At 53.0% G+C, this 25264-nt stretch carries 23 protein-coding genes; 3 read left to right on the top strand and 20 right to left on the bottom strand.

The window, feature by feature from the left end; all coding sequences use genetic code 11:
• Positions 1-9 precede the first annotated feature (9 nt).
• Genes coaE through yacG form a run of 3 tightly spaced genes read left to right on the top strand, consistent with a single transcriptional unit; the run spans position 10 to position 1580 of the window.
• Positions 10-630, top strand: coding sequence for a dephospho-CoA kinase (coaE, locus tag K0778_RS04985; protein WP_001269520.1), 621 nt, complete (start codon positions 10-12; stop codon positions 628-630).
• Entirely contained in the window at positions 630-1373 is a 744-nt protein-coding gene (zapD, locus tag K0778_RS04980; protein ID WP_001194722.1) for a cell division protein ZapD, read from the top strand. The genes coaE and zapD overlap by 1 nt, the downstream gene beginning before the upstream one ends.
• Before the next feature lie 9 nt (positions 1374-1382).
• Positions 1383-1580: a DNA gyrase inhibitor YacG gene (yacG, locus tag K0778_RS04975; RefSeq protein WP_000005042.1), complete on the top strand. Its 198-nt coding sequence runs from the start codon at positions 1383-1385 to the stop codon at positions 1578-1580.
• Positions 1581-1795: 215 nt separating this feature from the next.
• Here yacG and mutT read toward each other — a convergent pair whose 3' ends face one another.
• From mutT to cra, 20 genes are all read right to left on the bottom strand, one after another.
• A complete protein-coding gene (gene mutT / locus K0778_RS04970; protein ID WP_000736009.1) occupies positions 1796-2185 on the bottom strand; it encodes an 8-oxo-dGTP diphosphatase MutT in 390 nt (129 codons plus the stop codon).
• Positions 2186-2244: 59 nt separating this feature from the next.
• On the bottom strand, positions 2245-4950 hold the full coding sequence (gene secA / locus K0778_RS04965) for a preprotein translocase subunit SecA (RefSeq protein WP_153449061.1): 2706 nt from the start codon (positions 4948-4950) through the stop codon (positions 2245-2247).
• Between the two features lie 61 nt (positions 4951-5011).
• Positions 5012-5524: a secA translation cis-regulator SecM gene (secM, locus tag K0778_RS04960; RefSeq protein ID WP_000014320.1), complete on the bottom strand. Its 513-nt coding sequence runs from the start codon at positions 5522-5524 to the stop codon at positions 5012-5014.
• 230 nt (positions 5525-5754) lie between these two features.
• Positions 5755-6672: a UDP-3-O-acyl-N-acetylglucosamine deacetylase gene (lpxC, locus tag K0778_RS04955; protein ID WP_000595482.1), complete on the bottom strand. Its 918-nt coding sequence runs from the start codon at positions 6670-6672 to the stop codon at positions 5755-5757.
• A gap of 100 nt (positions 6673-6772) precedes the next feature.
• Positions 6773-7924, bottom strand: a complete 1152-nt coding sequence (ftsZ, locus tag K0778_RS04950; RefSeq protein WP_000462775.1) for a cell division protein FtsZ — start codon at positions 7922-7924, stop codon at positions 6773-6775.
• 60 nt (positions 7925-7984) lie between these two features.
• The gene (ftsA, locus tag K0778_RS04945) at positions 7985-9247 is read right to left on the bottom strand and encodes a cell division protein FtsA (RefSeq protein WP_000588474.1); all 1263 of its coding nucleotides are present in this window, start codon (positions 9245-9247) and stop codon (positions 7985-7987) included.
• A complete protein-coding gene (gene ftsQ / locus K0778_RS04940) occupies positions 9244-10074 on the bottom strand; it encodes a cell division protein FtsQ (protein ID WP_000075748.1) in 831 nt (276 codons plus the stop codon). The genes ftsA and ftsQ overlap by 4 nt, the downstream gene beginning before the upstream one ends.
• 1 nt (position 10075) lies before the next feature.
• Complete coding sequence (gene ddlB / locus K0778_RS04935) at positions 10076-10996, bottom strand: D-alanine--D-alanine ligase (RefSeq protein WP_000130056.1); 921 nt, start codon at positions 10994-10996, stop codon at positions 10076-10078.
• Complete coding sequence (murC, locus tag K0778_RS04930; protein ID WP_001096049.1) at positions 10989-12464, bottom strand: UDP-N-acetylmuramate--L-alanine ligase; 1476 nt, start codon at positions 12462-12464, stop codon at positions 10989-10991. Before murC ends, ddlB begins: the two co-directional genes overlap by 8 nt.
• A 53-nt stretch (positions 12465-12517) precedes the next feature.
• Complete coding sequence (murG, locus tag K0778_RS04925) at positions 12518-13585, bottom strand: undecaprenyldiphospho-muramoylpentapeptide beta-N-acetylglucosaminyltransferase (protein WP_000016560.1); 1068 nt, start codon at positions 13583-13585, stop codon at positions 12518-12520.
• Entirely contained in the window at positions 13582-14826 is a 1245-nt protein-coding gene (gene ftsW / locus K0778_RS04920) for a cell division protein FtsW (RefSeq protein ID WP_001295532.1), read from the bottom strand. Before ftsW ends, murG begins: the two co-directional genes overlap by 4 nt.
• Positions 14826-16142: a UDP-N-acetylmuramoyl-L-alanine--D-glutamate ligase gene (murD, locus tag K0778_RS04915; protein ID WP_000796481.1), complete on the bottom strand. Its 1317-nt coding sequence runs from the start codon at positions 16140-16142 to the stop codon at positions 14826-14828. Before murD ends, ftsW begins: the two co-directional genes overlap by 1 nt.
• Before the next feature lie 2 nt (positions 16143-16144).
• Entirely contained in the window at positions 16145-17227 is a 1083-nt protein-coding gene (gene mraY, locus K0778_RS04910; RefSeq protein ID WP_000964131.1) for a phospho-N-acetylmuramoyl-pentapeptide-transferase, read from the bottom strand.
• The gene (murF, locus tag K0778_RS04905; protein ID WP_000626699.1) at positions 17221-18579 is read right to left on the bottom strand and encodes a UDP-N-acetylmuramoyl-tripeptide--D-alanyl-D-alanine ligase; all 1359 of its coding nucleotides are present in this window, start codon (positions 18577-18579) and stop codon (positions 17221-17223) included. Before murF ends, mraY begins: the two co-directional genes overlap by 7 nt.
• Positions 18576-20063 (bottom strand): UDP-N-acetylmuramoyl-L-alanyl-D-glutamate--2,6-diaminopimelate ligase, encoded by a 1488-nt coding sequence (gene murE, locus K0778_RS04900; protein WP_000785124.1) that lies wholly within the window; start codon positions 20061-20063, stop codon positions 18576-18578. The genes murF and murE overlap by 4 nt, the downstream gene beginning before the upstream one ends.
• The gene (gene ftsI, locus K0778_RS04895) at positions 20050-21816 is read right to left on the bottom strand and encodes a peptidoglycan glycosyltransferase FtsI (protein WP_063084625.1); all 1767 of its coding nucleotides are present in this window, start codon (positions 21814-21816) and stop codon (positions 20050-20052) included. Before ftsI ends, murE begins: the two co-directional genes overlap by 14 nt.
• Positions 21817-21831: 15 nt before the next feature.
• Positions 21832-22197, bottom strand: coding sequence for a cell division protein FtsL (ftsL, locus tag K0778_RS04890; RefSeq protein ID WP_000625658.1), 366 nt, complete (start codon positions 22195-22197; stop codon positions 21832-21834).
• A complete protein-coding gene (gene rsmH, locus K0778_RS04885) occupies positions 22194-23135 on the bottom strand; it encodes a 16S rRNA (cytosine(1402)-N(4))-methyltransferase RsmH (RefSeq protein WP_000970479.1) in 942 nt (313 codons plus the stop codon). The genes ftsL and rsmH overlap by 4 nt, the downstream gene beginning before the upstream one ends.
• 1 nt (position 23136) lies before the next feature.
• Positions 23137-23595: a division/cell wall cluster transcriptional repressor MraZ gene (gene mraZ / locus K0778_RS04880; RefSeq protein WP_001295770.1), complete on the bottom strand. Its 459-nt coding sequence runs from the start codon at positions 23593-23595 to the stop codon at positions 23137-23139.
• A 601-nt stretch (positions 23596-24196) separates the two neighbouring features.
• Complete coding sequence (gene cra, locus K0778_RS04875; RefSeq protein ID WP_000762401.1) at positions 24197-25201, bottom strand: catabolite repressor/activator; 1005 nt, start codon at positions 25199-25201, stop codon at positions 24197-24199.
• Between the last annotated feature and the right edge of the window lie 63 nt (positions 25202-25264).

The raw sequence follows: 25264 nt of genomic DNA, 5'->3' as shown, positions 1-25264 counted from the left end.
ATATAAATTATGAGGTATATAGTTGCCTTAACGGGAGGCATTGGCAGTGGCAAGAGTACCGTTGCCAATGCGTTTGCTGATCTCGGAATTAACGTCATTGATGCCGATATTATCGCGCGTCAGGTGGTTGAACCAGGTGCACCTGCGCTACATGCCATTGCTGATCACTTTGGCGCTAACATGATTGCTGCGGATGGAACATTGCAGCGCCGGGCCTTGCGCGAGCGGATCTTCGCCAACCCGGAAGAGAAAAACTGGCTTAACGCCCTGCTGCATCCGCTGATTCAGCAAGAGACGCAACACCAGATCCAGCAAGCTACTTCCCCCTATGTACTGTGGGTTGTGCCATTGCTGGTAGAAAACTCACTGTATAAAAAAGCGAATCGAGTGCTTGTGGTGGATGTCAGCCCAGAAACGCAACTTAAGCGCACCATGCAGCGCGATGATGTAACTCGCGAGCATGTCGAACAAATCCTTGCTGCTCAGGCAACGCGCGAAGCCCGCCTTGCCGTGGCAGATGACGTCATTGATAATAACGGCGCACCGGATGCTATCGCATCGGATGTTGCCCGCCTGCACGCACACTATTTGCAGCTTGCGTCGCAGTTTGTCTCACAGGAAAAACCGTAATGCAGACCCAGGTCCTTTTTGAACATCCACTAAATGAAAAAATGCGTACATGGCTGCGCATTGAGTTTTTGATTCAGCAACTCACCGTTAATTTACCCATCGCTGACCACGCTGGCGCGCTGCATTTCTTCCGTAATGTCAGTGAATTACTGGATGTTTTCGAGCGCGGCGAAGTCCGCACTGAGCTGTTGAAAGAACTTGACCGGCAGCAACGTAAACTCCAGACCTGGATTGGCGTGCCTGGCGTGGACCAGAGCCGTATTGAAGCATTAATTCAGCAGTTAAAGGCGGCGGGGAGCGTATTAATTTCCGCGCCGCGTATCGGGCAATTTCTGCGTGAAGATCGTTTGATTGCTCTGGTGCGTCAGCGACTGAGCATCCCAGGCGGCTGTTGCAGCTTTGATTTACCAACATTGCACATTTGGCTGCATCTACCCCAGGCGCAGCGCGACAGCCAGGTAGAAACCTGGATTGCCAGCCTGAACCCGCTCACCCAGGCACTTACCATGGTGCTGGATTTAATTCGCCAGTCGGCCCCCTTCCGTAAACAAACCAGCCTGAATGGTTTTTATCAGGATAACGGTGGCGATGCCGACTTGCTGCGCCTGAATCTGTCGCTCGATTCACAGCTTTATCCGCAAATTTCCGGACATAAGAGCCGTTTTGCCATTCGTTTTATGCCGCTGGACACTGAAAACGGACAGGTACCGGAACGTCTGGATTTCGAACTGGCCTGTTGCTAAGGAGTAAAAATGTCAGAAACTATTACGGTGAATTGCCCAACCTGCGGGAAAACGGTGGTGTGGGGTGAAATCAGCCCGTTTCGGCCATTTTGCTCCAAACGTTGTCAGCTGATCGACCTCGGAGAATGGGCTGCTGAAGAAAAACGAATCCCCAGCAGTGGCGATCTTTCCGAAAGCGATGACTGGAGCGAAGAACCAAAGCAGTGACATTTGTCTGATGCCGCACGTAGGCCTGATAAGACGCGGACAGCGTCGCATCAGGCATCTTGTGCAAATGTCGGATGCGGCGTGAACGCCTTATCCGACCTACAAAAACAAATTTATCAATGAGTTAGAAATCCCTGTAGGCCTGATAAGACGCGCCAGCGTCGCATCAGGCATCGTGTGCGAATGTCGGATGCGGCGAAAACGCCTTATCTGACCTACAGACGTTTAAGCTTCGCAATTACCGGTTCATTGGCTGGCGGAAAATCATCGGCATTAAGATCGACCAGCGCCATCCACTCACCGGGTTGCCCTTCTTTACCCCACGGCTTCCCTTCCCAGCGTTCGACCAGCCAGAACCACAGTGTTATATGCCTGTCCGGGAATTCATATTCCAGTTTTTCAAATAGCGAAAAATGTTGTGGGGTAATCCCGACTTCTTCCTGAAGTTCACGCACCACCGCCTGTTCCGGCGTTTCACCCATTTCAATTTTACCGCCGGGAAACTCCAGTTTATTCGCCATGTGCGCATCTGCTGCGCGACGCGTTATAAAGATTTCATTGTTCTCGTTGCGAATAATACCTACCGCAATTTGCAGCTTTTTCATTGTCTTAAACCTATAAAAAAGGCGCAGAATCCTGCGCCTTTTACTTCAACTGTTAGCTTTTATTGCAGGCGACCATGGCACTGCTTGTATTTTTTACCAGAACCGCACGGGCAAGGATCGTTACGTCCTACTTTGCGTTCACCGGTTTGCGCCGCCAGTGCAGCTGCGGCTGCAGAGTCGTCATCCTGATGGCTAAGCTGCTGCATTTGCGCTAAACGCTCGGCTTCCATACGACGCTGTTGTTCCAGCTCCTCAACCTCTTCAGGCATACGTACCTGAACTTTGCTCAGCGTACTGATAACTTCATATTTCAACGACTCCAGCATCGCTGCAAACATGGAGAACGATTCACGTTTGTATTCCTGCTTCGGATCTTTCTGTGCATAGCCTCGCAGGTGGATACCCTGACGCAGATAGTCCATCGCTGCCAGGTGCTCTTTCCACAGGGAGTCAAGCGTTTGCAGCATGACGCCTTTCTCGAAGTGACGCATCATCTCTGCACCAACCACTTCTTCTTTACGCTGATACACTTCGATGGACTGCGCCAGAATGCGCTCACGCAGCGTCTCTTCATGCAGTTCGGGTTCTTTATCCAGCCACTCAGCAATTGGTAAATCGAGGTCGAAATCGTTCTTCAGACGTTCCTGCAGCCCCGGAATATCCCACATTTCTTCCAGCGACTGCGGCGGAATGTAGGCATCAATGGTGGCTTTGAACACATCTTCACGAATGCTGTTGATGGTTTCGCTCACATCGCTGACATCCAGCAGTTCGTTACGCTGGGAGTAAATGGCGCGACGCTGATCGTTAGCCACGTCATCATATTCCAGCAGTTGCTTACGAATGTCGAAGTTACGACTTTCAACTTTACGCTGGGCGTTGGCAATCGCTTTGGTCACCCACGGGTGTTCAATGGCTTCGCCTGGCTTCATACCCAGTTTACGCATCATGCCGGATACTCGGTCGGAAGCAAAAATACGCATCAGCGCATCTTCCATCGACAGGTAGAAACGGGAAGAACCAGCATCCCCCTGACGACCAGAACGACCGCGCAACTGGTTATCGATACGACGGGATTCGTGACGCTCGGTACCGATGATATGCAGGCCACCTGCTGCCAGTACCGCATCGTGACGTACCTGCCAGTCGGCTTTAATTTTTTCAATTTGCTCTGCGGTCGGATTTTCCAGCGCGGCAACTTCTGCCTGCCAGCTACCACCGAGCACAATATCTGTACCACGACCCGCCATGTTGGTCGCGATAGTCACCGCAGCCGGATAACCTGCCTGAGCAACAATCGCCGCTTCGTTGGCGTGGAATTTGGCGTTCAGGACATTGTGCTTAATACCGGCTTTGGTCAGTTCGTTTGACACCAGCTCCGATTTTTCGATGGAGATAGTACCCACCAGCACCGGCTGGCCTTTCGCAGTACGTTCTTTGATATCTTCAATGATCGCCTGAATTTTTTCCGCTTCAGTCATGTAGACCAGGTCCGGCAGATCTTTACGAATCATTGGACGGTTGGTCGGAACAACGACGGTATCCAGTTTGTAGATGGAGCTAAATTCGAAAGCTTCGGTATCAGCAGTACCGGTCATCCCCGCCAGTTTTTCATACAGACGGAAGTAGTTCTGGAAGGTGATCGAAGCCAGCGTTTGGTTTTCGTTCTGGATCTGCACACCTTCTTTCGCTTCCACAGCCTGGTGCAGACCATCGGACCAGCGACGGCCCTGCATGGTACGACCGGTGTGTTCGTCAACGATGATAACTTCACCATCTTTAACGATGTAGTCGACGTCACGGGTAAACAGCGCATGAGCGCGCAGCGCCGCCGTTACGTGGTGCATCAGCATGATGTTGGCCGGAGAGTACAGAGACTCCCCTTCATCCATGATGCCCTCTTTCACCAGCAGTTCTTCAATCAGCACCAGACCACGTTCGGTCAGGTTCACCTGGCGAGATTTTTCGTCCACCGAGAAGTGGCCTTCGCCCTGGAAGGTTTCGGAGTCTTCTTTTTCCTGACGGATCAGGTGCGGAATAATTTTATTCACGCGTTTATACATTTCCGAGCTGTCTTCTGCCGGGCCGGAAATGATCAGCGGTGTACGCGCTTCATCGATCAGGATGGAGTCCACTTCGTCCACCAGCGCATAGTGCAGTTTACGCTGTACACGTTCTTCAGGGCTGAACGCCATGTTGTCGCGCAGGTAGTCAAAGCCGTATTCGTTGTTCGTACCGTAAGTGATGTCAGCTGCGTAAGCTTCGCGCTTTGCCGGTGCTGGCATGCCCGGCAGGTTGATACCGACAGTCAGGCCAAGGAATTCAAACAGCGGACGGTTGTTTTCGGCGTCACGTTGCGCCAGGTAGTCGTTGACGGTAACTACGTGCACGCCTTTACCGATTAGTGCGTTCAGGTAAGCAGGCAGCGTTGCGGTCAGGGTTTTACCTTCACCGGTACGCATTTCGGCGATGCAGCGTTCGTTAAGAACCATACCGCCGAGTAACTGAACGTCGAAGTGACGCATACCAAAGACGCGCTTACTTGCCTCACGTACCACGGCGAAAGCTTCCGGGATCAGATTTTCCAGCACTTCGCCTTTTTCCAGACGTGCACGAAACTCTGCGGTTTTCCCTTTCAGTTCTTCGTCGGAGAGTTTTTCCATCTCCGGTTCCATGGCATTGATGATGTTGACCACTTTGCGCATCCGGCGCAGGGTGCGATCGTTACGACTACCGAAAACTTTAGTTAATAATTTGATTAGCATAATAAAATCTCAAACGCCCCGCGTTGCGGAGTTAATAAAATGAAGTAAAGGTTTATTGTTGTTAGCTGAGGCGTTGAGGGCCAGCACGGATGCCTTGCGCCTGGCTTATCCAGACGGGCGTGCTGAATTTTGCTTGTGGGGTAAAATGCGCATAATCAATGCGATAACCCTTTTCAGACGGCGTGCCTTCCTGGGTCAGCAGCGCGCTGAGCGTATCCAGTAATGCAAGATGTTGCGCCTGAAGAGGCAAGGATTCTTCAGCAACGGGCAGCGTTTGCGGTGCCATTGCGAAGGAAAGATGACGGATTACCGTGCGAATGGCATGTTGATGCCAGTAATCAACGGAATAGTTCGAATTCGGGCGGCGCGTGTTCGCTTCCAGCAAGGCCAATTGACCAAAGTTAACTTTGGCTGAAGGCTCGTGGTTGCGGGTTGTCGCTTTTGCGGGCGCGTTTGGTTCGGCGGCGTTGCTGAGCGCAGGCAAACCTAAACTCGCCGCAACCATCCCTAATAAGAGATGCGGCCAGAAGTAGCGTTTACCAAACTGTCGCCAGCGCGTCAGTATTCCACTCACGTTATTGCCATCCCGATCGTATTCAAACGTATTTAGCGCACAAATCTTATCATTAAAGCCTGAAGTCCACAGCACGAATGAAGATAAGTTGTCCGTAAAAGTGCTTAAGAAAACAGCGTTCGCACCGTTTTTTATAGCTCTTATAAAATTCAAAAAAAAACGACTGGTTCACCTGGCCGGAGAGAGTGCCAGATTTGCCAGTCGAATTTTATACGACAGTATAAATGTCGTTATGCCAGTACAGCTGAAGGCGCTTTGAAGGCCAACGGCAGTTCTGCGTCGTCCTGGAAGGTCACATATTCCCAGGCTTCCTGTTTCGCCAGGACAGCCTGCAGCAGTTTGTTATTCAGTGCATGACCGGATTTATAAGCGGTAAATGCACCAATAATATTGTGACCACACATGAACAAGTCACCGATCGCATCGAGCATTTTGTGACGCACAAATTCGTCTTCAAAACGCAGGCCGTCTTCGTTCAGTACGCGATAATCGTCAACAACGATGGCACAATCGAAGCTGCCGCCCAGGCACAAACCACGGGACTGCAGATATTCGATATCACGCATGAAACCGAACGTACGCGCACGGCTGATCTGGCGCATAAACGCATCAGCGGAGAAGTTCATCGCATAGCGCTGGTTGCTGGAATCAATAGCCGGATGGTTAAAATCGATGGTGAAATCCAGCGAAAAACCATTGTACGGCTTAAATTCAGCCCACTTATCGCCATCTTCGACACGAACAGTCTCTTTGATGCGAACAAATTTTTTGGCGCAGTTCAACTCGTCGATACCGGCGTCAAGCAGCAGGTATACAAACGGAGCGGCGCTGCCGTCCATGATCGGGATTTCCGGCGCGTTAACTTCGATAACAATGTTATCGATGCCCAGGCCCGCGAGAGCAGCATTGAGGTGCTCTACGGTTGAAATCCGTACATCATGCTCGTTGACCAGACACGTACAGAGCATGGTATCACGCACAGATTTGGCATCGGCCGGGAAATCTACCGGTGGATTCAAGTCGGTGCGACGATAGATGACCCCGGTGTTGGCCGGCGCAGGGCGTAACGTCAGGGTGACTTTCTTGCCGGTATGTAAACCGACACCCGTCGCCTGAACGATACGTTTAAGTGTCCTTTGTTTGATCATCGTATTATCTCGCCAAATTACCTATCCAACCGAAGTGTACTATACATTCGGCGGGCCAGTTTAGCACAAAGAGCCTCGAAACCCAAATTCCAGTCAATTCTTAATCAGCTTGCTTACGCAGGAATGCTGGAATATCCAGATAATCCGGCTCTTTCGCAGTTTGCGGCGCATTGTCATTCACGACTTTAGCAATCGGCTTCTGCTCCTGGGTCAGCGGAGCCATCCCGTGCTGCTGGTAGCGATCCATCACTGGCTGCTGAACCTGCTTATTGGTCACCAGAGTGATTTCAGGACGTTTGTCCATGCCGATACCTGTCGCAACAACAGTTACGCGCAGCTCGTCATTCATATCCGGGTCAAGAGAAGTACCGATAACCACGGTCGCGTTGTCGGAAGCAAATGCACGGATGGTGTTACCTACCGTTTCGAACTCATCCAGACGCAGGTCGAAGCCCGCTGTGATGTTAACCAGCACGCCGCGTGCGCCAGACAGGTCGATATCTTCCAGCAGCGGAGAAGAGATAGCCATTTCAGCAGCTTCTTCCGCACGGTCTTCACCGCTCGCCACGCCAGAACCCATCATTGCGTAGCCCATTTCAGACATTACGGTGCGTACGTCTGCAAAGTCCACGTTCATCAAACCCGGACGAGTAATCAGTTCAGCGATACCTTGCACAGCGCCTTTCAGTACATCGTTCGCTGCGCCAAACGCATCCAGCAGGGAGATACCGCGGCCCAGAACTTTCAGCAGTTTGTCGTTCGGGATAGTGATCAGAGAGTCCACATGCTTGGACAGTTCAGTGATCCCCTGCTCCGCGAATGCCATACGCTTCTTGCCTTCAAAGTTGAAAGGCTTAGTGACGACAGCAACGGTCAGGATACCCAAATCTTTTGCCACTTCAGCGACGACTGGTGCTGCACCTGTACCGGTACCACCACCCATACCCGCAGCAATAAAGACCATGTCTGCACCTTCCAGCGCCGCACGCAATGCATCGCGATCCTCATCAGCCGCATTGCGGCCAACTTCTGGATTAGCGCCAGCGCCCAGTCCTTTGGTGATACCGCTACCGATTTGAATCGTCTGTCCAACCGCTGTTTTACGCAGCGCTTGTGCATCGGTATTTACCGCGAAGAATTCAACACCTTCAATGCGCTCACGCACCATGTGTTCAACAGCATTACCGCCGCCGCCGCCGACGCCGATGACTTTAATCACCGCGTCATTGGTAAGTTCCATTGGTTCAAACATAGTTTCTCTCCGATTTGTGCCTGTCGCCTGAGGCCGTAATCATCGTCGGCCTCATAAAAATTAAAACTCTTTTCGCAGCCAACTATTGAGTCGCTTGATCCACGAGCCAACTGATGCTGTAACACGTTTTTCTACTTCAGCTTCACCGTTAAGATGTGACTCTTTCCCATAGTGAAGCAATCCCACCGCCGTCGAATAATACGGCTCCTGAGCATAATCCGTTAAACCGGTAATGTTCAGCGGCGCGCCGATACGCACTTGCGTATGAAACACGCGCTGAGCACAGGCTGCAAGACCTTCGATCTGCGCTGCGCCACCGGTTAATACAATGCCTGCCGCCAGGTGATGTTTAACCCCTTGTTGGCGAAGCTTTTCCTGCAACTGCAATATCTCTTCGTTGACCAGGTTGAGCAGCTCGGTATAGCGCGGCTCGATCACCTCTGCCAGGGTCTGACGTTGCAGACTCCGCGGCGGACGACCACCTACGCTCGGCACTTCCACGCTCTCATCTTTTCCAACGATGGAACCCAGCGCACAACCGTGGCGAACTTTAATCGCTTCGGCGTCGCTTGGCGGCGTGCCAAAGGCGTAAGCGATATCACTGGTCACGACATTGCCAGCATAAGGAATTACCTTAGTGTGGCGCAATGCCCCACCGGTATAAACGGCGATATCCATTGTACCACCACCGATATCGACGACGCAGACACCCAGTTCACGTTCATCTTCCGTCAATACCGAATAACTTGATGCCAGTCCGGCAAATATCAGTTGGTCAACTTTCAGCCCACAACGTTCAACCGCTTTGACGATGTTTTTCGCCATATCGTTGTGACATGTGATCAGGTGCACTTTTGCCTGCATCCGCACGCCCGAAAGTCCTACCGGATTCTTGATCCCTTCCTGATAGTCAATCGCATACTCTTGCGGGATCACATGCAGCACACGATGCTCATCGCGCACACGCACCGATTTCGCGGTATGGACGACGTTTTCCACATCTTCTTGCGTCACTTCTTCTTCAGAAATAGGCACCATACCAATTTCATTCTGGCAGCTGATGTGCTTACCAGAAAGCGCCAGATATACCGAAGAGATCTGACAATCTGCCATCAATTCTGCCTGGTCAATGGCGCGTTGTACGCACTTGACCACGGATTCGAGGTCGTTCACCCCGCCTTTATCCATACCACGCGACGGGCAGCTGCCCACGCCAATGATATTGACCATACCGTCGGGCAGAACTTCCCCTACTAAAGCGGCAACCTTCGCGGTACCAATCTCCAGTCCTACTACCAGTTTTCTGTCCGTCGCCTTGATCATTGTTGTTCTGCCTGTGCCTGATTTTGTTGCTGAGTAGATTCCTCTGGCGGCAAGGGCGCCCAGCCTACTGCCGCTCCAGAGTCATAACGCAAATCAACGTAGCTAATCCGTTTGCCATCGGTTTGCGCCTGCTGCTGTAAAACCGGATAAAGTTCTACAAAGCGAGCCAAACGTTTCATCGTATCGCCCCGGCCAAGATTGAGCTTAATATCGTTATTCAGCGTCAACTGCCAGGAACGCCGCGCGGTCATCGCCGCTTCCTTCAGAGTAAATCTGTCCTTTGCCAGCATCTGCCCCATTTCGCGATAGCCCTGCAACACTTCATTGGCGCTGCCTTCCGGGCCATACAGCATTGGAAGCACCTGCTTGCTGGTGCGTTCTGGCGGCACGCTGAAGGTATTTCCTTCCGCGTCTACCATATGTTGATCATTCCACCGCGCAATCGGCACATATTCAACCAGATGAATCTTCAATTCATCAGGCCACTGCTTTCTGACGCTCACCTGCTTAATCCACGGCAGGCGTTGTTCTATTTGCGTCTGGATGATGTTGACATCCTGGGTCATAAAGGTACCCGGCTCACCCAATGCCAGGATCGACTGCCGGATATCGTCATTACGTGTGTAATGGCGTTCACCGGTCAACACCAGCTTTGAGAGCGGCAGGCGTTGCGCATCTTCCATCCAGCCCAACACGACCCAGCCGCTCACCAACACTGTCGTTAAAACGGTCAGCAGGAAAAGGATCCCCGCCAGACGCGTTCCATTATTGCGGCGAGAAGAAACCTCTTCTTCGCTGTTTCGCGTGTTCAGAGCAGCCTGCGACATATTAGTCCGCCAGTTCCAGAATTCGTACTACCAACTGCGAGAAGCTCATACCTGCCTGACGTGCCGCCATCGGCACCAGGCTGTGGCTGGTCATACCCGGTGAGGTATTGGCTTCCAGCAGATAAAACTGTCCATCGCTGTCCAGCATAACGTCAATACGTCCCCATCCTTTGCAACCTAACGTCGTCCATGCTTTCAGCACTAATGCCTGCAAATTGGCCTCTTGTGACGCTTCCAGACCTGCGGGGCAGAAATACTGTGTCTCATCAGAGAGATACTTCGCCTCATAATCATAGAAGGTTCCGGACGGTTGAATACGTATTGACGGTAAAATTTCTTCACCGAGTATCGCAACCGTGAACTCCGGCCCACTTAGCCATTTTTCAATCAATACTTCTTCATCGTGCTGAAATGCCAATCTTAATGCATCTTGTAGAGCATTTTCTGCTACTACTTTTGACATTCCCACACTGGAACCTTCGCGGCTCGGCTTAACGATAACCGGCAAACCCAGAGCAGAAATTTCTGCTAACTGCTTATCGCTCAGGCCTTTTTCAAACTCTGCGCGGGTTAACGCTACCCACGGCGCGACCGGTAAACCGGCACCTTGCCATAGAAGTTTGCTGCGTAGTTTATCCATTGAAAGCGCAGATGCCATCACTCCGCTTCCGGTATAAGGCAAGCCCATCAGCTCGAGCATCCCCTGCAGCGTACCATCTTCACCGCCGCGACCGTGTAGCGCGATAAACACTTTCTGAAAGCCCATCGACTTCAGTTGCGTCACGTCGACTTCTTTCGGGTCGACAGGATACGCGTCAATACCGCCTTCACGCAGTCCGGCTAACACCGCTGCGCCAGAATTCAGAGAAACTTCCCGCTCAGCGGAGGTCCCACCCAACAGGACCGCGATTTTATCAGTCATGTTGTTCTTCCTCCGGAGTTTGCGGCTTCAGTTTGATTTCAGCTAAAGAACGAGCAATTTTTCCAATATTACCAGCCCCCTGAACGAGAATCAGGTCGTTACCGGTTAATACCGGTGCCAGCATCTCGGCTACCCGCGCCGGATCCGGCACCAGAATGGGATCAATTTTCCCACGTCCACGAATTGTGCGACACAGCGAACGGCTGTCCGCTCCCGGAATTGGCGCTTCGCCAGCCGGATACACTTCCAGCATCAACAGGGTATCAACCTGCGTCAGCACATTGGCGAAATCATCATACAGGTCGCGCGTACGGGTAAAACGGTGCGGCTGAAACAGCATTACCAGGTTTTTATCCGGCCAGCCTGCGCGCGCCGCTTTAATGGTGGCGTCCACTTCAGTCGGGTGGTGGCCGTAGTCATCGACCAGCATTGCCGTACCGCTTTTACCATTCACTGGCTCCAGCGGGAATTCACCGAGGAAATCAAAACGGCGACCAGTCCCCTGGAAGCTTTCAAGCGCCCGCAAAATAGCCTCGTCGTCAATGCCCTCTTCCGTAGCAACCGCAACCGCAGCTGCGGCGTTCAGCGCGTTATGACGACCTGGCGCATTCAGGGTGACGCGCATCGGCTCTTTGTCCTGGCGCAGCAGCGTAAAGTGCCCCTGCGGGCCAATCTGCTGATAATCTTCTACACGCACGTCGGCATCTTCGCTGAAGCCGTAAGTCGTGGTCTGACGCCCCACTCGCGGTAACAATTCGCGGATCACCGGATCATCAACACACATCACCGCACGACCGTAAAACGGCAGGTTGTGCAGAAAATTAATAAAAGTCTGTTTTAAATTCTCAAAGTCGCCCTGGTAGGTATCCATGTGGTCGGCTTCGATATTGGTGACAATCGCCACCATCGGTTGCAGATGCAGGAACGATGCATCACTCTCATCTGCTTCGGCAATCAGGTACCGACCATGCCCCAAACGCGCATGAACCCCCGCCGCTTTTACCAGCCCGCCGTTAACGAAGGTTGGGTCGAGCCCCGCTTCTGCGTAGATGCTGGAAACCATCGCGGTGGTTGTCGTTTTGCCGTGCGTTCCGGCAATGGCGATGCCATGACGAAAACGCATTAACTCAGCCAGCATTTCGGCACGACGGATCACCGGAATACGCGCTTCATGAGCGGCGACAATTTCCGGGTTATCGGCAGAAATCGCGCTGGAAACAACGACCACGCTGGCATCACGTACGTTTTCCGGGCGATGGTTGAAATAAATCGTCGCACCCAGATTCATTAACTGCTGCGTGACCGGATTTGGCGCTAAATCGGAACCACTGATCTGATAACCTTCATTGGCCAGAACTTCGGCAATACCGCCCATACCGGCACCACCAATGCCGACAAAATGTATGTGCCGAACGCGACGCATTTCGGGCACGATGGAACGCAGTTTTGCCAATTGTTGTGTATTCATTCTTTACGCCATTAACTTCTTAAATTCATACGATGCAAAAGGCATCGCTACAATTACGCCCGGGCAACCCGGCTCACTTCATTTGCCACTCGCTCGGTGGCATCCGGAATGGATGCAGCGCGGGCGCGTTCTGCCATGGTTAATAAGGTTTCTCGCGACCACCCGGCCAGGGTGTTGGCGACAGCATCCACGCTAAGCTGTGGCTGCTCGATAATTTTGGCTGCGCCCGCTTTTTCCAGCGGTAGCGCATTCCAGTATTGCTGGCGGTCTTTATGTTGAAACGGCACAAACAACGCCGGTAGTCCTGCCGCGGCGATTTCACTCACCGTTAACGCACCGGAGCGGCAAACGACGACATCCGCCCACGCATACGCCGCCGCCATATCATCAATAAATTCCGTCACTTTATGCTGCGGTTGCCCCGCTTCGGCATACGCCTGTTCAACGGATTGTTGCGAACCTTTGCCGCTCTGATGCCAGATAGTGACTGAATCACCCAGTTTCGCAGCAACCTGCGGCATTGTCTGGTTAAGAATGCGTGCGCCCTGAGAACCACCCACTACCAGCACACGAACCGGACCTTCACGTCCAGCCAAACGTTGCTGCGGCAACGGCAGCGCCAACACATCGGTACGCACCGGGTTACCCACTACTTCCGCATTAGGGAAAGCACCTGGAAACGCCTGCATCACTTTGGTGGCAATCTTCGCCAGCCATTTATTGGTTAAGCCCGCAATACCGTTTTGTTCATGAAGTACAACCGGAATGCCTAACGACCACGCGGCCAGACCACCTGGACCTGACACGTAGCCTCCCATACCGAGCACCACGTCAGGTTTGTACGCTTTCATAATCGCCCGCGCCTGACGCCAGGCGTTGAAGATACGCAGCGGGGCAGCTATCAGTGCTTTTATACCTTTTCCACGCAGACCAGAGATACGAATGAAATCAATTTCGATGCCATGTTTTGGCACTAAGTCCGCTTCCATACGGTCGGCAGTCCCCAGCCAGCGAACTTGCCAACCCTGAGCCATTAGATGGTGCGCAACCGCCAGTCCCGGGAATACATGTCCACCGGTTCCGCCTGCCATCACCATTAATCGCTTTCCTTGACCACTCATCGTGAACCTCGTACAAACGCCTGCGCTTTCTCCAGACGCGTTTCATAATCAATACGCAACAGCATCATGATGGCTGTCGACATAATCAGTAAGCTCGAACCACCGTAACTGATCAGCGGCAATGTCAGACCTTTGGTCGGTAACATCCCCGCCGCCGCGCCTACGTTAACCAGCGCCTGGAAGCTAAACCAGATGCCAATAGAACAGGCGAGAAAACCGGAAAAACGGTGGTCAATTTCTAATGCTTTGCGGCCAATCGACATCGCGCGAAAAGCGACGAAGAATACCATTAAAAGTGCCAGCACCACACCGACATACCCCAGTTCTTCGCCGATAATGGCGAAAATAAAGTCAGTGTGCGCTTCCGGCAGATACTCCAGTTTTTGTACCGAGTTACCTAAACCTTGCCCCCAAAGTTCGCCGCGACCAAACGCCATCAGCGATTGCGTTAACTGATAGCCGCTGCCAAAGGGATCTTCCCACGGGTTCCAGAATGCGGTAACACGGCGGATACGGTACGGTTCGGCGAGTATCAGCAACACAACCGCTGAAATGCCCATACCGATAATGGCAATGAACTGCCACAATTTCGCTCCCGCCAGGAACAACATCGCCAGCGTAGTCACAAACAACACCACCACCGTACCAAGGTCTGGCTGTGCCAGCAGTAACACTGCCAACACCAGAATCACGCCCATCGGTTTCAGGAAGCCGCGCAGGTTATTACGTACTTCGTCGCCTTTACGCACCAGATAGTTGGCGATATAGCAAAACAGCGACAGTTTTGTCAGCTCCGCAGGCTGGATACGCAGCAAACCGAGATCGATCCAACGCGATGCCCCTTTAACCGAGCTACCCACTACCAGGACGATCATCAGCAGGATGATAGATCCGAGCAGCATCGTGGCACTGTAGCGTTGCCAGAACTCCATCGGCAGACGCAGCGTAATGATCGCCAGAATAAACGCCAAAATCAGATAGACACCATCACGCTTTGCGAAGAAGAACGGATCGTTGGTTAAGCGTTGCCCTATGGGCATTGACGCCGAGGTCACCATGATAAAGCCAATCGCCGCGAGGCCGAAGGTCAGCCACAGTAAGGTGCGATCGTACATGATCAGGCTGTCGGTATCTTTTTCCCGCGAGCCCATCACCCAGCCCTTTAGCGCCGTGGAGATCCAGACCAGGATACTGAATCCTGGCAGGCGCGGCATTTTCAGGCGAGGGAGAGATAAACGCATCAACCTAACTCCTTCGCCAGACGGGCAAACTCATTGCCTCGTTGTTCAAAGTTCTTGAACTGATCAAGGCTGGCACAGGCTGGGGAGAGCAGAACCATATCGCCCGGCTGAACACGCGGAGCCAGCAAGCGCATCGCCTGTTCCATAGTTTCGGTTTGTTCTGCCACTTCCGGGCGTAGCGCCGCCAGCTGCGCGCCGTCACGACCGAAACAATACAGACGTACGTTATCGCCATTCAGGTAACGCGCCAGTGGGCTAAAGTCCGCCGATTTACCATCGCCACCCAGCAACAAATGCAGTGTGCCGTCTACGTGCAGGCCATTCAGCGCCGCTTCCGTACTGCCGACGTTGGTCGCTTTCGAATCGTTAATCCAACGTACGCCGTTATGCTCCAGCACAACTTCAAAGCGATGCGGCAGACCAGTGAATGTGGTTAACGCTTTCAGGCTGCTGGCACGCGGTAACCCTGCAGCATCTGCCAGCGCCAGCGCCGCCAGCGCATTGGTGTAGTTATGCTGCCCGGAAAGTTTCATCTCTTTCACATTCAGCACTTTCTCGCCTTTAACCCGCAGCCAGGTTTCGCCCTGCTGATGATTCAGGTGATAGTCACCCATGTTGACGCCAAAGCTGACGCAGCGTTCATCCGCACCGCGAATCGGCATTGTTAAGGCATCATCAGCATTAACCACGCAAACTTTCGCGTTTTCGTAAATGCGCAGTTTTGCTGCACGATACTGTTGTAAACCAAACGGATAGCGATCCATATGATCTTCAGTCACGTTCAGAATGGTCGCTGCTACCGCCTGTAAGCTGGAGGTGGTTTCCAGCTGGAAGCTCGACAGTTCCAGCACGTACAGTTCACACTCATCATCCAGTAGCATCAACGCAGGCAGGCCAATATTGCCACCCACACCAACGTTAACCCCCGCCGCTTTCGCCATTTCACCCACTAGCGTGGTGACCGTGCTTTTGCCGTTAGAACCGGTAATCGCCACAATCGGTGCTTGTGCTTCGCGACAGAACAGCTCGATATCGCCAACGATTTCGATTCCGGCATCAGCGGCAGCGCTTAAGGATGGATGCGCCAGTGCAATACCGGGACTGGCGACAATCAGATCTGCCGCCATCAGCCATTCATCATTCAGACTGCCCGTGTGGCGTTCTACGGCTTCGGGTAATTTATCCAGGCCAGGCGGTGTCATACGCGTATCCATAACGCGCGGCGTCACACCGCGAGCGAGGAAAAAGTCCACGCAGGAAAGCCCGGTGAGGCCCAGGCCGATAATGACGACATTTTTACCCTGATAATCAGCCATGATTAACGTACCTTCAGCGTTGCCAGACCAATCAGAACCAGCATCAGCGAAATAATCCAGAAACGCACAATGACGCGCGGTTCCGGCCAGCCTTTCAGTTCATAGTGGTGATGAATCGGTGCCATGCGGAAAATACGTTGTCCGCGCAGTTTAAAGGAGCCGACCTGCAGGATGACAGAAAGCGTTTCTACCACGAACACGCCCCCCATAATCACCAGCAGGAATTCCTGACGTAGCAGTACGGCGATAATGCCTAACGCACCACCTAACGCCAGCGAACCTACATCGCCCATAAAGACCTGCGCCGGATAGGTGTTAAACCACAGGAAGCCCAGTCCTGCCCCGACTATCGCGGTACAGACAATAACCAGTTCCCCGGCGTGTCGCAGATACGGTATATGCAAGTAGCTGGCAAAGTTCATATTGCCGGTCGCCCACGCCACCAGCGCAAAACCACCGGCGACAAATACGGTCGGCATAATTGCCAGGCCGTCGAGACCATCGGTCAGGTTTACCGCGTTGCCAGTACCCACAATGACGAAGTAAGCCAGCAGAATGTAGAACAGCCCCAGCTGCGGCATCACATCTTTAAAGAATGGGACCACCAGCTGCGTTGCGGGCGTGTCTTTGCCGGCAAGGTACAGGGCGAAGGCGACACCCAGCGCAATGACCGACATCCAGAAATACTTCCAACGAGCGATCAACCCTTTGGTGTCTTTACGCACCACTTTGCGATAATCATCAACAAAGCCAATAACACCGTAACCTACCAGCACCACCAACACGCACCAGACGTACGGATTGGACGGGTAAGCCCACAGCAGTACGGAGATCACAATCGCCGTCAGGATCATAATCCCGCCCATGGTCGGCGTACCGCGCTTGCTGAAGTGTGATTCAGGACCGTCGTTACGCACCACCTGACCAAAGGAAAGTTTTTGCAAATGAGCAATCATACGCGGGCCCATCCACAATGAGATGAACAGCGCGGTCAGCAGGCTGACGATGGCGCGAAACGTCAGATAGGAAAAGACGTTAAAGCCGGAATAATATTTGACCAAATGTTCGGCCAGCCAAACTAACATGTCCCATTCTCCTGTAAAGCGCGTACTACCTCTTCCATGGCGGCACTACGTGAACCCTTAACTAAAATCGTAATTACCTGTTGCTCAGCAATCAGTGATTTAAGACGCGTAATTAACGCAGTTTTATCAGCAAAATGTTCGCCAACGCCGCTGGCGGTGCTGATAGCATGGCTTTGTTTACCCACGCTTAACACGCGGTCAATACCAGCAGCTTTTGCCGCCTCGCCCACCTGTACATGGCAGGCTTCGCTTTCAGCGCCCAGTTCCGCCATATCGCCCACCACCAGCACGCGGTAGCCCGGCATTTCAGCCAGTACCTGGACTGCTGCAGTCATTGAACCGACATTGGCGTTGTAGGAGTCGTCGAGCAGCAACTGGTTTTCTGCCAGTTGGATGGGGAACAGACGGCCTGGAACAGCTTTCAGATTTGCCAGCCCCGCTTTGATAGCATCAAGCGTTGCGCCCACGGACATGGAGAGCGCAGCGGCTGCCAGCGCATTCGCAATATTGTGACGCCCCGGCAACGGCAGCAGAACATCGACGCTACCGGTTGGGGTTTGTAGGGTAAATTCCGTACCGTGCGAGGTCACATGGATATTGGTGGCGGTGAAATCGCTGTTGGCGGCATTGGGTGAGAAACGCCACACTTTGCGTGAGCCAATTACGCTCTGCCAGTTCAGCCAGTCGTTGTTGTCGGCGTTCATAATGGCGATACCGTTTTTCGGCAGGCCGCTAAAGATTTCACCTTTCGCTTTCGCGACACCCGCAAGCGAGCCAAAACCTTCCAGATGCGCCGCTGCCAGGTTGTTGACCAGCGCAGCTTCCGGGCGAGTCAGACTCACAGTCCAGGCTATTTCGCCCTGATGGTTCGCGCCAAGTTCAATAACTGCGTAATCGTATTCCGGCGTTAAGCGCAACAGCGTCATCGGTACACCGATGTCGTTGTTGAGATTGCCTGCCGTATAAAGCGTGTTGCCGCACTGGCTTAAAATCGCCGCCGTCATCTCTTTAACGGAGGTTTTGCCGGAGGACCCCGTCAGAGCAACCACGCGCGCCGGAACTTGCTGGCGAACCCATGCAGCCAGTTCACCAAACGCCAGACGCGTATCCTTGACGATTAACTGCGGCAGGTCGATGTCCAGCGGACGGCTAACCAGTAGTGCGCCTGCGCCGCCAGCTTTCGCCTGGTCGGCAAAATCGTGGGCATCAAAACGTTCGCCTTTCAGGGCAACAAACAGGCAGCCCGGCGTCAGTTTTCGGGTATCAGTGGTTACAGCATCAAGGGTGATATCTGCACCTTGCAGTTCACCGTTGAGAATGTCGGTAAGTTGGCTAAGGGTTACGCTAATCATGCAATCACCCCCAGCAGACGCGCCACCGTGACGCGATCGGAGTAGTCCAGACGCTGATTGCCAACAATCTGGTAATCTTCATGGCCTTTGCCCGCGACCAGTACCACATCATTCTCTTTAGCCTGCATAACGGCGCAAGTCACCGCTTCAGCACGGCCTTCCATCACTTTGGCATGTCCGGCATCTAACATTCCCGCCAGAATATCGTTGATGATGGCACGCGGTTCTTCGGTACGCGGGTTATCGTCCGTCACCACCGCCACGTCAGCAAACTCTTCGGCAATTGCGCCCATCAGTGGACGCTTACCTTTATCGCGATCGCCACCACAGCCAAAGACACACCACAGCTTGCCCGCACAGTGCAGACGCGCCGCCTGTAAGGCTTTTTCCAGTGCATCCGGCGTATGCGCGTAATCCACCACCACCGTCGGTTTGCCTGGCGCAGTGAACACTTCCATACGTCCGCAAACCGGTTGCAGACGCGCGGCGGTTTTCAGCAGATCAGCCAGTGGATAGCCGAGTGCCAACAGTGTCGCCAGCGCGAGCAGCAGGTTGCTGACGTTAAAAGCGCCCATCAGATGGCTTTCAATTTCGCCATCGCCCCAACTTGAGCTAAAGCGAATCGTCGCACCGCTGTCGTGATAGTTCACTTCGGTCGCTTTCAACCAGCGTCCGTGACAGTTCGGATTAATATGATCTTCCATTGATACCGCAACCGCGTCCGGCAGTTTTGCCAGCCAGCGGCGGCCCACTTCATCGTCGGCGTTAATAATCGCCTGACCGCAATGATGCTCAGAATAAAGCAGCCATTTCGCGGCTTCGTAGTGTTCCATATCACCATGATAATCAAGGTGATCGCGGCTTAAGTTGGTAAAGACCGACGCCGCAAATTTCAATGCCGCCACACGGTGCTGTACCAGCCCGTGGGAGGAAACTTCCATTGCGCAAAACGTCGCGCCCTGATCCACCAGCCCCGCCAGCTCATGCTGAACATCGACTGCCGAACCGGTTGTATTTTCTGTCGGGATCACTTTCCCCAGCAGGCCGTTACCAACGGTGCCCATTACCGCGCTGGTTTCGCCAAGCAGTTGGCTCCACTGCGCCAACAGCTGGGTAGTCGTGGTTTTGCCGTTGGTGCCCGTTACGCCCACGAGACGTAAATTGTCAGAGGGTTCATGGTAAAAGCGGCCCGCCAGTGCAGATAAACGCTCGTTGAGCTGGCTGAGATAGATGACCGGTACGCCGTGCATTTCACGGATTTCACCATCGGTCGCCTCATCTTTCGCCTCTGCAATAATGGCAGCCACACCTTGCGCTATCGCCTGCGGGATATATCGACGCCCGTCCGCCTGATGACCTACTACAGCTACAAAGAGATCGCCCGCCGCAGCCACACGGCTGTCGAGTGTCATCTCTCGCAGTGCTCGCGAAGGTGCGTCTGGCACCCACGGAGCAAGAAGGTCGCGCAAATTACGATCTGCCACCTGTCCCCTCGCCTTGATTAATCACAAATTCATTTTTATCGCCCGTTGTCAGCGCATCCGGCTCGATGTTCATGGTACGCAATACGCCGCCCATGATGGCACCAAAGACCGGCGCGGAAACGGCGCCGCCGTAGTATTTACCCGCCTGCGGATCGTTGATAACAACAACCAGCGCGAAGCGCGGCTGACTCGCAGGCGCAACGCCTGCGGTATAAGCAATATATTTATTGATGTAGCGACCGTCCGGCCCGACCTTTTTCGCGGTACCGGTTTTAATGGCGATACGATAGCCTTTAATCGCCGCCTTCACGCCGCCGCCGCCTGGTAGCGCCACGCTTTCCATCATATGCACCACAGTGCGGACAATGGATTCCGGGAAGACACGTTCACCGGGAACCGGGGGGTCAACTTTGGTAATCGACAGTGGGCGATAAATGCCGTAGCTGCCGATAGTTGCGTAGACTCGCGCTAACTGTAACGGTGTTACCATTAGCCCGTAGCCGAAAGAGAAGGTGGCCCTCTCTATGTCAGACCACCGTTGTTTTTGAGGATATAAGCCACTGCGTTCTCCGACCAACCCCAAATTGGTCGCTTTTCCCAGTCCAAAACGTGAGTAAGTATCTACTAACGCTGAGGACGGCATCGCTAACGCCAGCTTGGAAACACCGACGTTACTCGACTTCTGTAATACCCCGGTCAGGGTTAATTCGCTGTAGCGTGCCACGTCTTTGATTTCGTGGCCGTTAATTCGATAAGGAATGGTATTGAGTACCGAGTTTTCCCGCACCACGCCACGTTGCAACGCGGTCATTACCACCATCGGTTTAACCGTTGAGCCCGGTTCAAACACGTCGGTGATGGTACGGTTACGCATCGCCTCTTTCGGCGTGCCGCTCAGATTGTTAGGGTTGTATGACGGGCTGTTAGCCATCGCCAGCACTTCACCGGTGTTGACATCCACCAGCACGGCGCTACCAGATTCAGCCTTGTTAAAGGCCACCGCGTTGTTCAGTTCGCGATAAACCAGCGCCTGCAGGCGTTCATCAATACTCAGCGCCAGGTTGTGCGCTGCCTGGCTGTCAGTAGAAGAAATATCTTCAATTACGCGACCATAGCGGTCTTTACGCACAATGCGCTCACCCGGCTGCCCGGTAAGCCATTTATCGAAACTCTTCTCAACGCCCTCAATCCCTTGACTATCGACGTTAGTAAAGCCGATGAGGTGAGCAGTCACTTCGCCGGACGGATAGTAACGGCGAGACTCTTCACGCAGATGAATCCCCGGCAGTTTCAGTTTTTTGATGTAGTCCGCCATGTCAGGGTTCACCTGACGCGCCAGATAAATAAAGCGCCCTTTCGGGTTGGCGTTAATGCGGGCTGAAAGCTGATCCAGCGGAATATTGAGCGCGTTAGCCAGCGCCTTCCAGCGGTCACCGACGCGGATACCGCCAGCGTCATGCACTTCTTTCGGGTCAGCCCAAATCGCTTTTACCGGCACGCTCACCGCTAACGGGCGACCAGAACGGTCAGTAATCATGCCGCGGGAGGTGGAAACTTGCTGAACGCGAAGAGAACGCATGTCGCCCTCTTTCACCAGCATATCCGGGGAGATAACTTGTAACCACGCTACGCGTCCGAGCAGAAAAGCCAGCGCCAGGAGAATACAGCCGCATAACAACGCAAAACGCCAACTGATAAAGTTGGCATGTTCTTCCTGACGTTTTGGTTTCTGCGTTTTCGCCGCTGCTTTCATGCGTCGCGTTTATCCTTATTTTTGCACTACGATATTTTCTTGTGACGGATCAACATGCTGCATTTGCAGCTTTTCCGTGGCGATCCTTTCCACCCGGCTATGGTCGCCGAGCGCATTCTCTTCAAGGATCAGGTTGCGCCATTCAATGTCTAAAGCATCTCGCTCCAGCACCAGTTGTTCGCGCTGAGCGGTCAGTAAACGGGTATGGTGCGCCGTGGTTACCACAGTCACCGCCGTCAAAATAATGCAAATGAACAGGCAGAGTGGCAGCTTCCCAAATCGCAAAAGATCGTCACCGATAACACCAGGCAATGCATGGCGCTCGTGGCTTCCCATCGATCCTTTAACTTTGCTTAGAGCTTCTGTCACTCTGCTGATCATGCATTCGTCCTCTCTGCAATACGCAGAACTGAACTACGGGCACGAGGGTTCTCAGCCACCTCTTCTTCGCCCGGCATTAACTTGCCTAGTGCTCGCAGCTGACGGCCACCCAGTTTTTTGAGCTGCTCTTCAGTCATCGGTAACCCTGCCGGAACTTGCGGACCGCGGCTGTTTTCACGCATAAAACGTTTCACAATACGGTCTTCCAGCGAGTGGAAGCTGATGATCGAAAGCCGCCCACCCGGGGCCAGCACGTTGAGCGAGCTTTTTAGCGCCTGCTCTATCTCCTCCAGTTCACTGTTTACCCAAATGCGCACCGCCTGGAAGGTACGGGTCGCGGGATGTTTAAACTTATCTTTCACCGGCGTTGCAGCAGCCACGACTTCCGCCAGTTCTTTGGTGCGGGTCATCGGCTGTTCGCGGTTACGCTCGACAATGGCGCGGGCAATGCGTTTGGCAAAACGCTCTTCACCATAGGTTTTCAATACCCAGGCGATATCGGCTTCTTCTGCGGTTTGTAGCCATTCAGCGGCTGACTGCCCACGGGTTGGGTCCATACGCATGTCCAGCGGACCATCGCGCATAAAGGAAAAGCCGCGCTCAGCATCATCAAGTTGCGGTGAAGAGACGCCAAGATCGAGGAGAATGCCGTCGATCTTGCCGATAAGATCGCGCTCGGCAACGTATTCGCCCAGCGCGGAAAAAGGTCCGTGGATGATGGAGAAGCGCGGATCATCAATAGTCTTCGCAACGGCGATAGCCTGCGGGTCGCGATCGATCGCCAGCAAACGCCCCTCTTCGCCAAGCTGCGAGAGGATCAGACGTGAGTGACCACCGCGACCAAAAGTCCCATCAATGTAGATGCCATCAGGACGGATATTGAGGCCATTAACGGCTTCATCCAACAGCACCGTAGTATGTTTATAGTTTTCCATCATTTTATAGAGACAAGTCCTGCAGTCGCTCCGATAAGTCTCCGGTAGCCAACTGCTCTGCGTCGATATCTTCCTTGACCTGTTGATGCCAGGTTGTTTCATCCCACAGCTCAAACTTGTTGAACTGTCCAACCAGCATCACTTCTTTTGTCAGCCCGGCATGTTGCCGCAGTACTGGCGCGATTAACAATCGACCTGCGCCATCCATCTGACATTCGCTGGCATGACCTAACAGTAGGCGCTGCACACGGCGCTCAACCGGGTTCATGCTCGACAGACGCGATAATTTTTGCTCGATAATTTCCCATTCAGGCAGGGGGTAAAGCAGCAGGCACGGGTGATGAATGTCAATGGTGCAAACCATTTGACCGGCAGCGTTCTCAAGCAGCTGTTCCCGGTAACGGGTAGGCACTGATAAGCGCCCTTTGCTGTCGAGATTGACTAACGTTGCTCCCCGGAACATGCCAGCCTCACCCCTTATTCCCACTTTGCCCCACAATTTCCCACTGAAAGGAGTTTACGGAGCGGAGGAAAAGCTTGTCAAGCCAGTCACAAGGCATACCGAGGTAAAAAACCCGATGTTTACGGCTAATATCAGCGTTGTTTATTTTACGTCCAACGTGCGCAGCAAATTAACGTTATGAATAGCTGTAAGAAAAAATCCCTCATCGTCATCACCGTTTTAAAATGACTCACTATTTTCCACAGCAAATATAAAGTGTCAGTTTGCGACGCGAGCGGCATTTTAGGACATATCTTCCCCGGTTAACAGTCCCTGTTGCGTCTGTGTGGCGCTTGATGCCAGCGGGTTTGCGCAAAAGCAAAGAAAAGTGCTTGTTAAATCGGCAATTCATCTCTGCATGTAACAAAATAATGCAAAAACGCGCTGTCGATATCACTTAATTATTGTGAATTTCAGCTGGTGAGTTAATTAACGGGCGGGTTTAAAAGAACTTATCAATAATAGTCAGGAATAGTCTTATTTACTTTAAGGATATTGATGTCCATTCCCGTACTCTACGCGCCAGAGGGAAATTCACCTGGCGCGTATTTTTGTTCGCGGCTTAGCTACGGCTGAGCACGCCGCGGCGATAGAGATTACGTTTAATGCGCGTTAAACCAGGTTTTGGCTTACGCGGTTCGTCCAGGCTTGCCAGGACAATCTCCAGCACACGCTCTGCGACATCGCGGTGACGTTGAGCCACTGCCAGCACCGGACACTGTAAGAAGTCGAGCAGTTCGTTATCACCAAAGGTGGCAATTGCCAGGTCAGAAGGCAGTTTGCCGTCGCGACGCAGCGTGACATCCATCACTCCTTGCAACAACGCAAACGACGTTGTGAACAGCGCCTGCGGCATCGGATGCGTTTCCAGCCATTTTTCGAATAACTGGGCAGCCGCCTCCCGCTCATAGCTGTTGGCATACAGGAAATGCACTTCGCGCGGATCATCTTTCCAGGCAGTACGGAAACCTTGTTCACGCAGGAAGCTGACAGAAAGCTCCGGTAGCGCACCAAGATAAAGCACCGTCTCGGCGGGAAACTTACGTAACTCTTCCGCCAGCATTTCGGCATCATCCTGATCGGCACCAACCACGCTGGTGAAGTGTTCACGATCGAGGGCGCGGTCCAGCGCGACAATCGGGAACGGGTCGTTAGCCCAGCGTTGATAAAAAGGATGCTCAGGAGGCAACGACGTCGAAACAATAATGGCATCAACCTGACGCTGTAAAAGGTGCTCAATGCACCGCATTTCGTTGTCTGGCTGATCTTCTGAGCAGGCAATCAGCAGTTGATAACCCCGTTGCCGCGCCTGGCGTTCAAGATAGTTAGCAATGCGGGTATAGCTGGTGTTCTCCAGATCGGGGATCACAAGACCAATAGAACGTGTGCGTCCAGCACGAAGCCCAGCTGCCACGGCGTTCGGGTGGTAATTGTGCTCACGCACCACAGCCATGACTTTTTCAACGGTTTTGTCGCTCACACGGTATTGCTTCGCTTTGCCGTTAATAACATAGCTTGCAGTGGTCCGCGACACTCCCGCCAGCCGAGCGATTTCATCCAGTTTCACAATTGCCCCTTGCGTAAAATGTAAAAACCATAGCCATTGTACTGGTATGGGTTAAATTCATTA

It is taken from the genome of Escherichia sp. XD33 (genome assembly GCF_019375075.1).
Classification (GTDB): Bacteria; Pseudomonadota; Gammaproteobacteria; order Enterobacterales; family Enterobacteriaceae; genus Enterobacter; species Enterobacter flexneri_A.
This window is presented reverse-complemented; position numbering and strand designations above follow the sequence as displayed.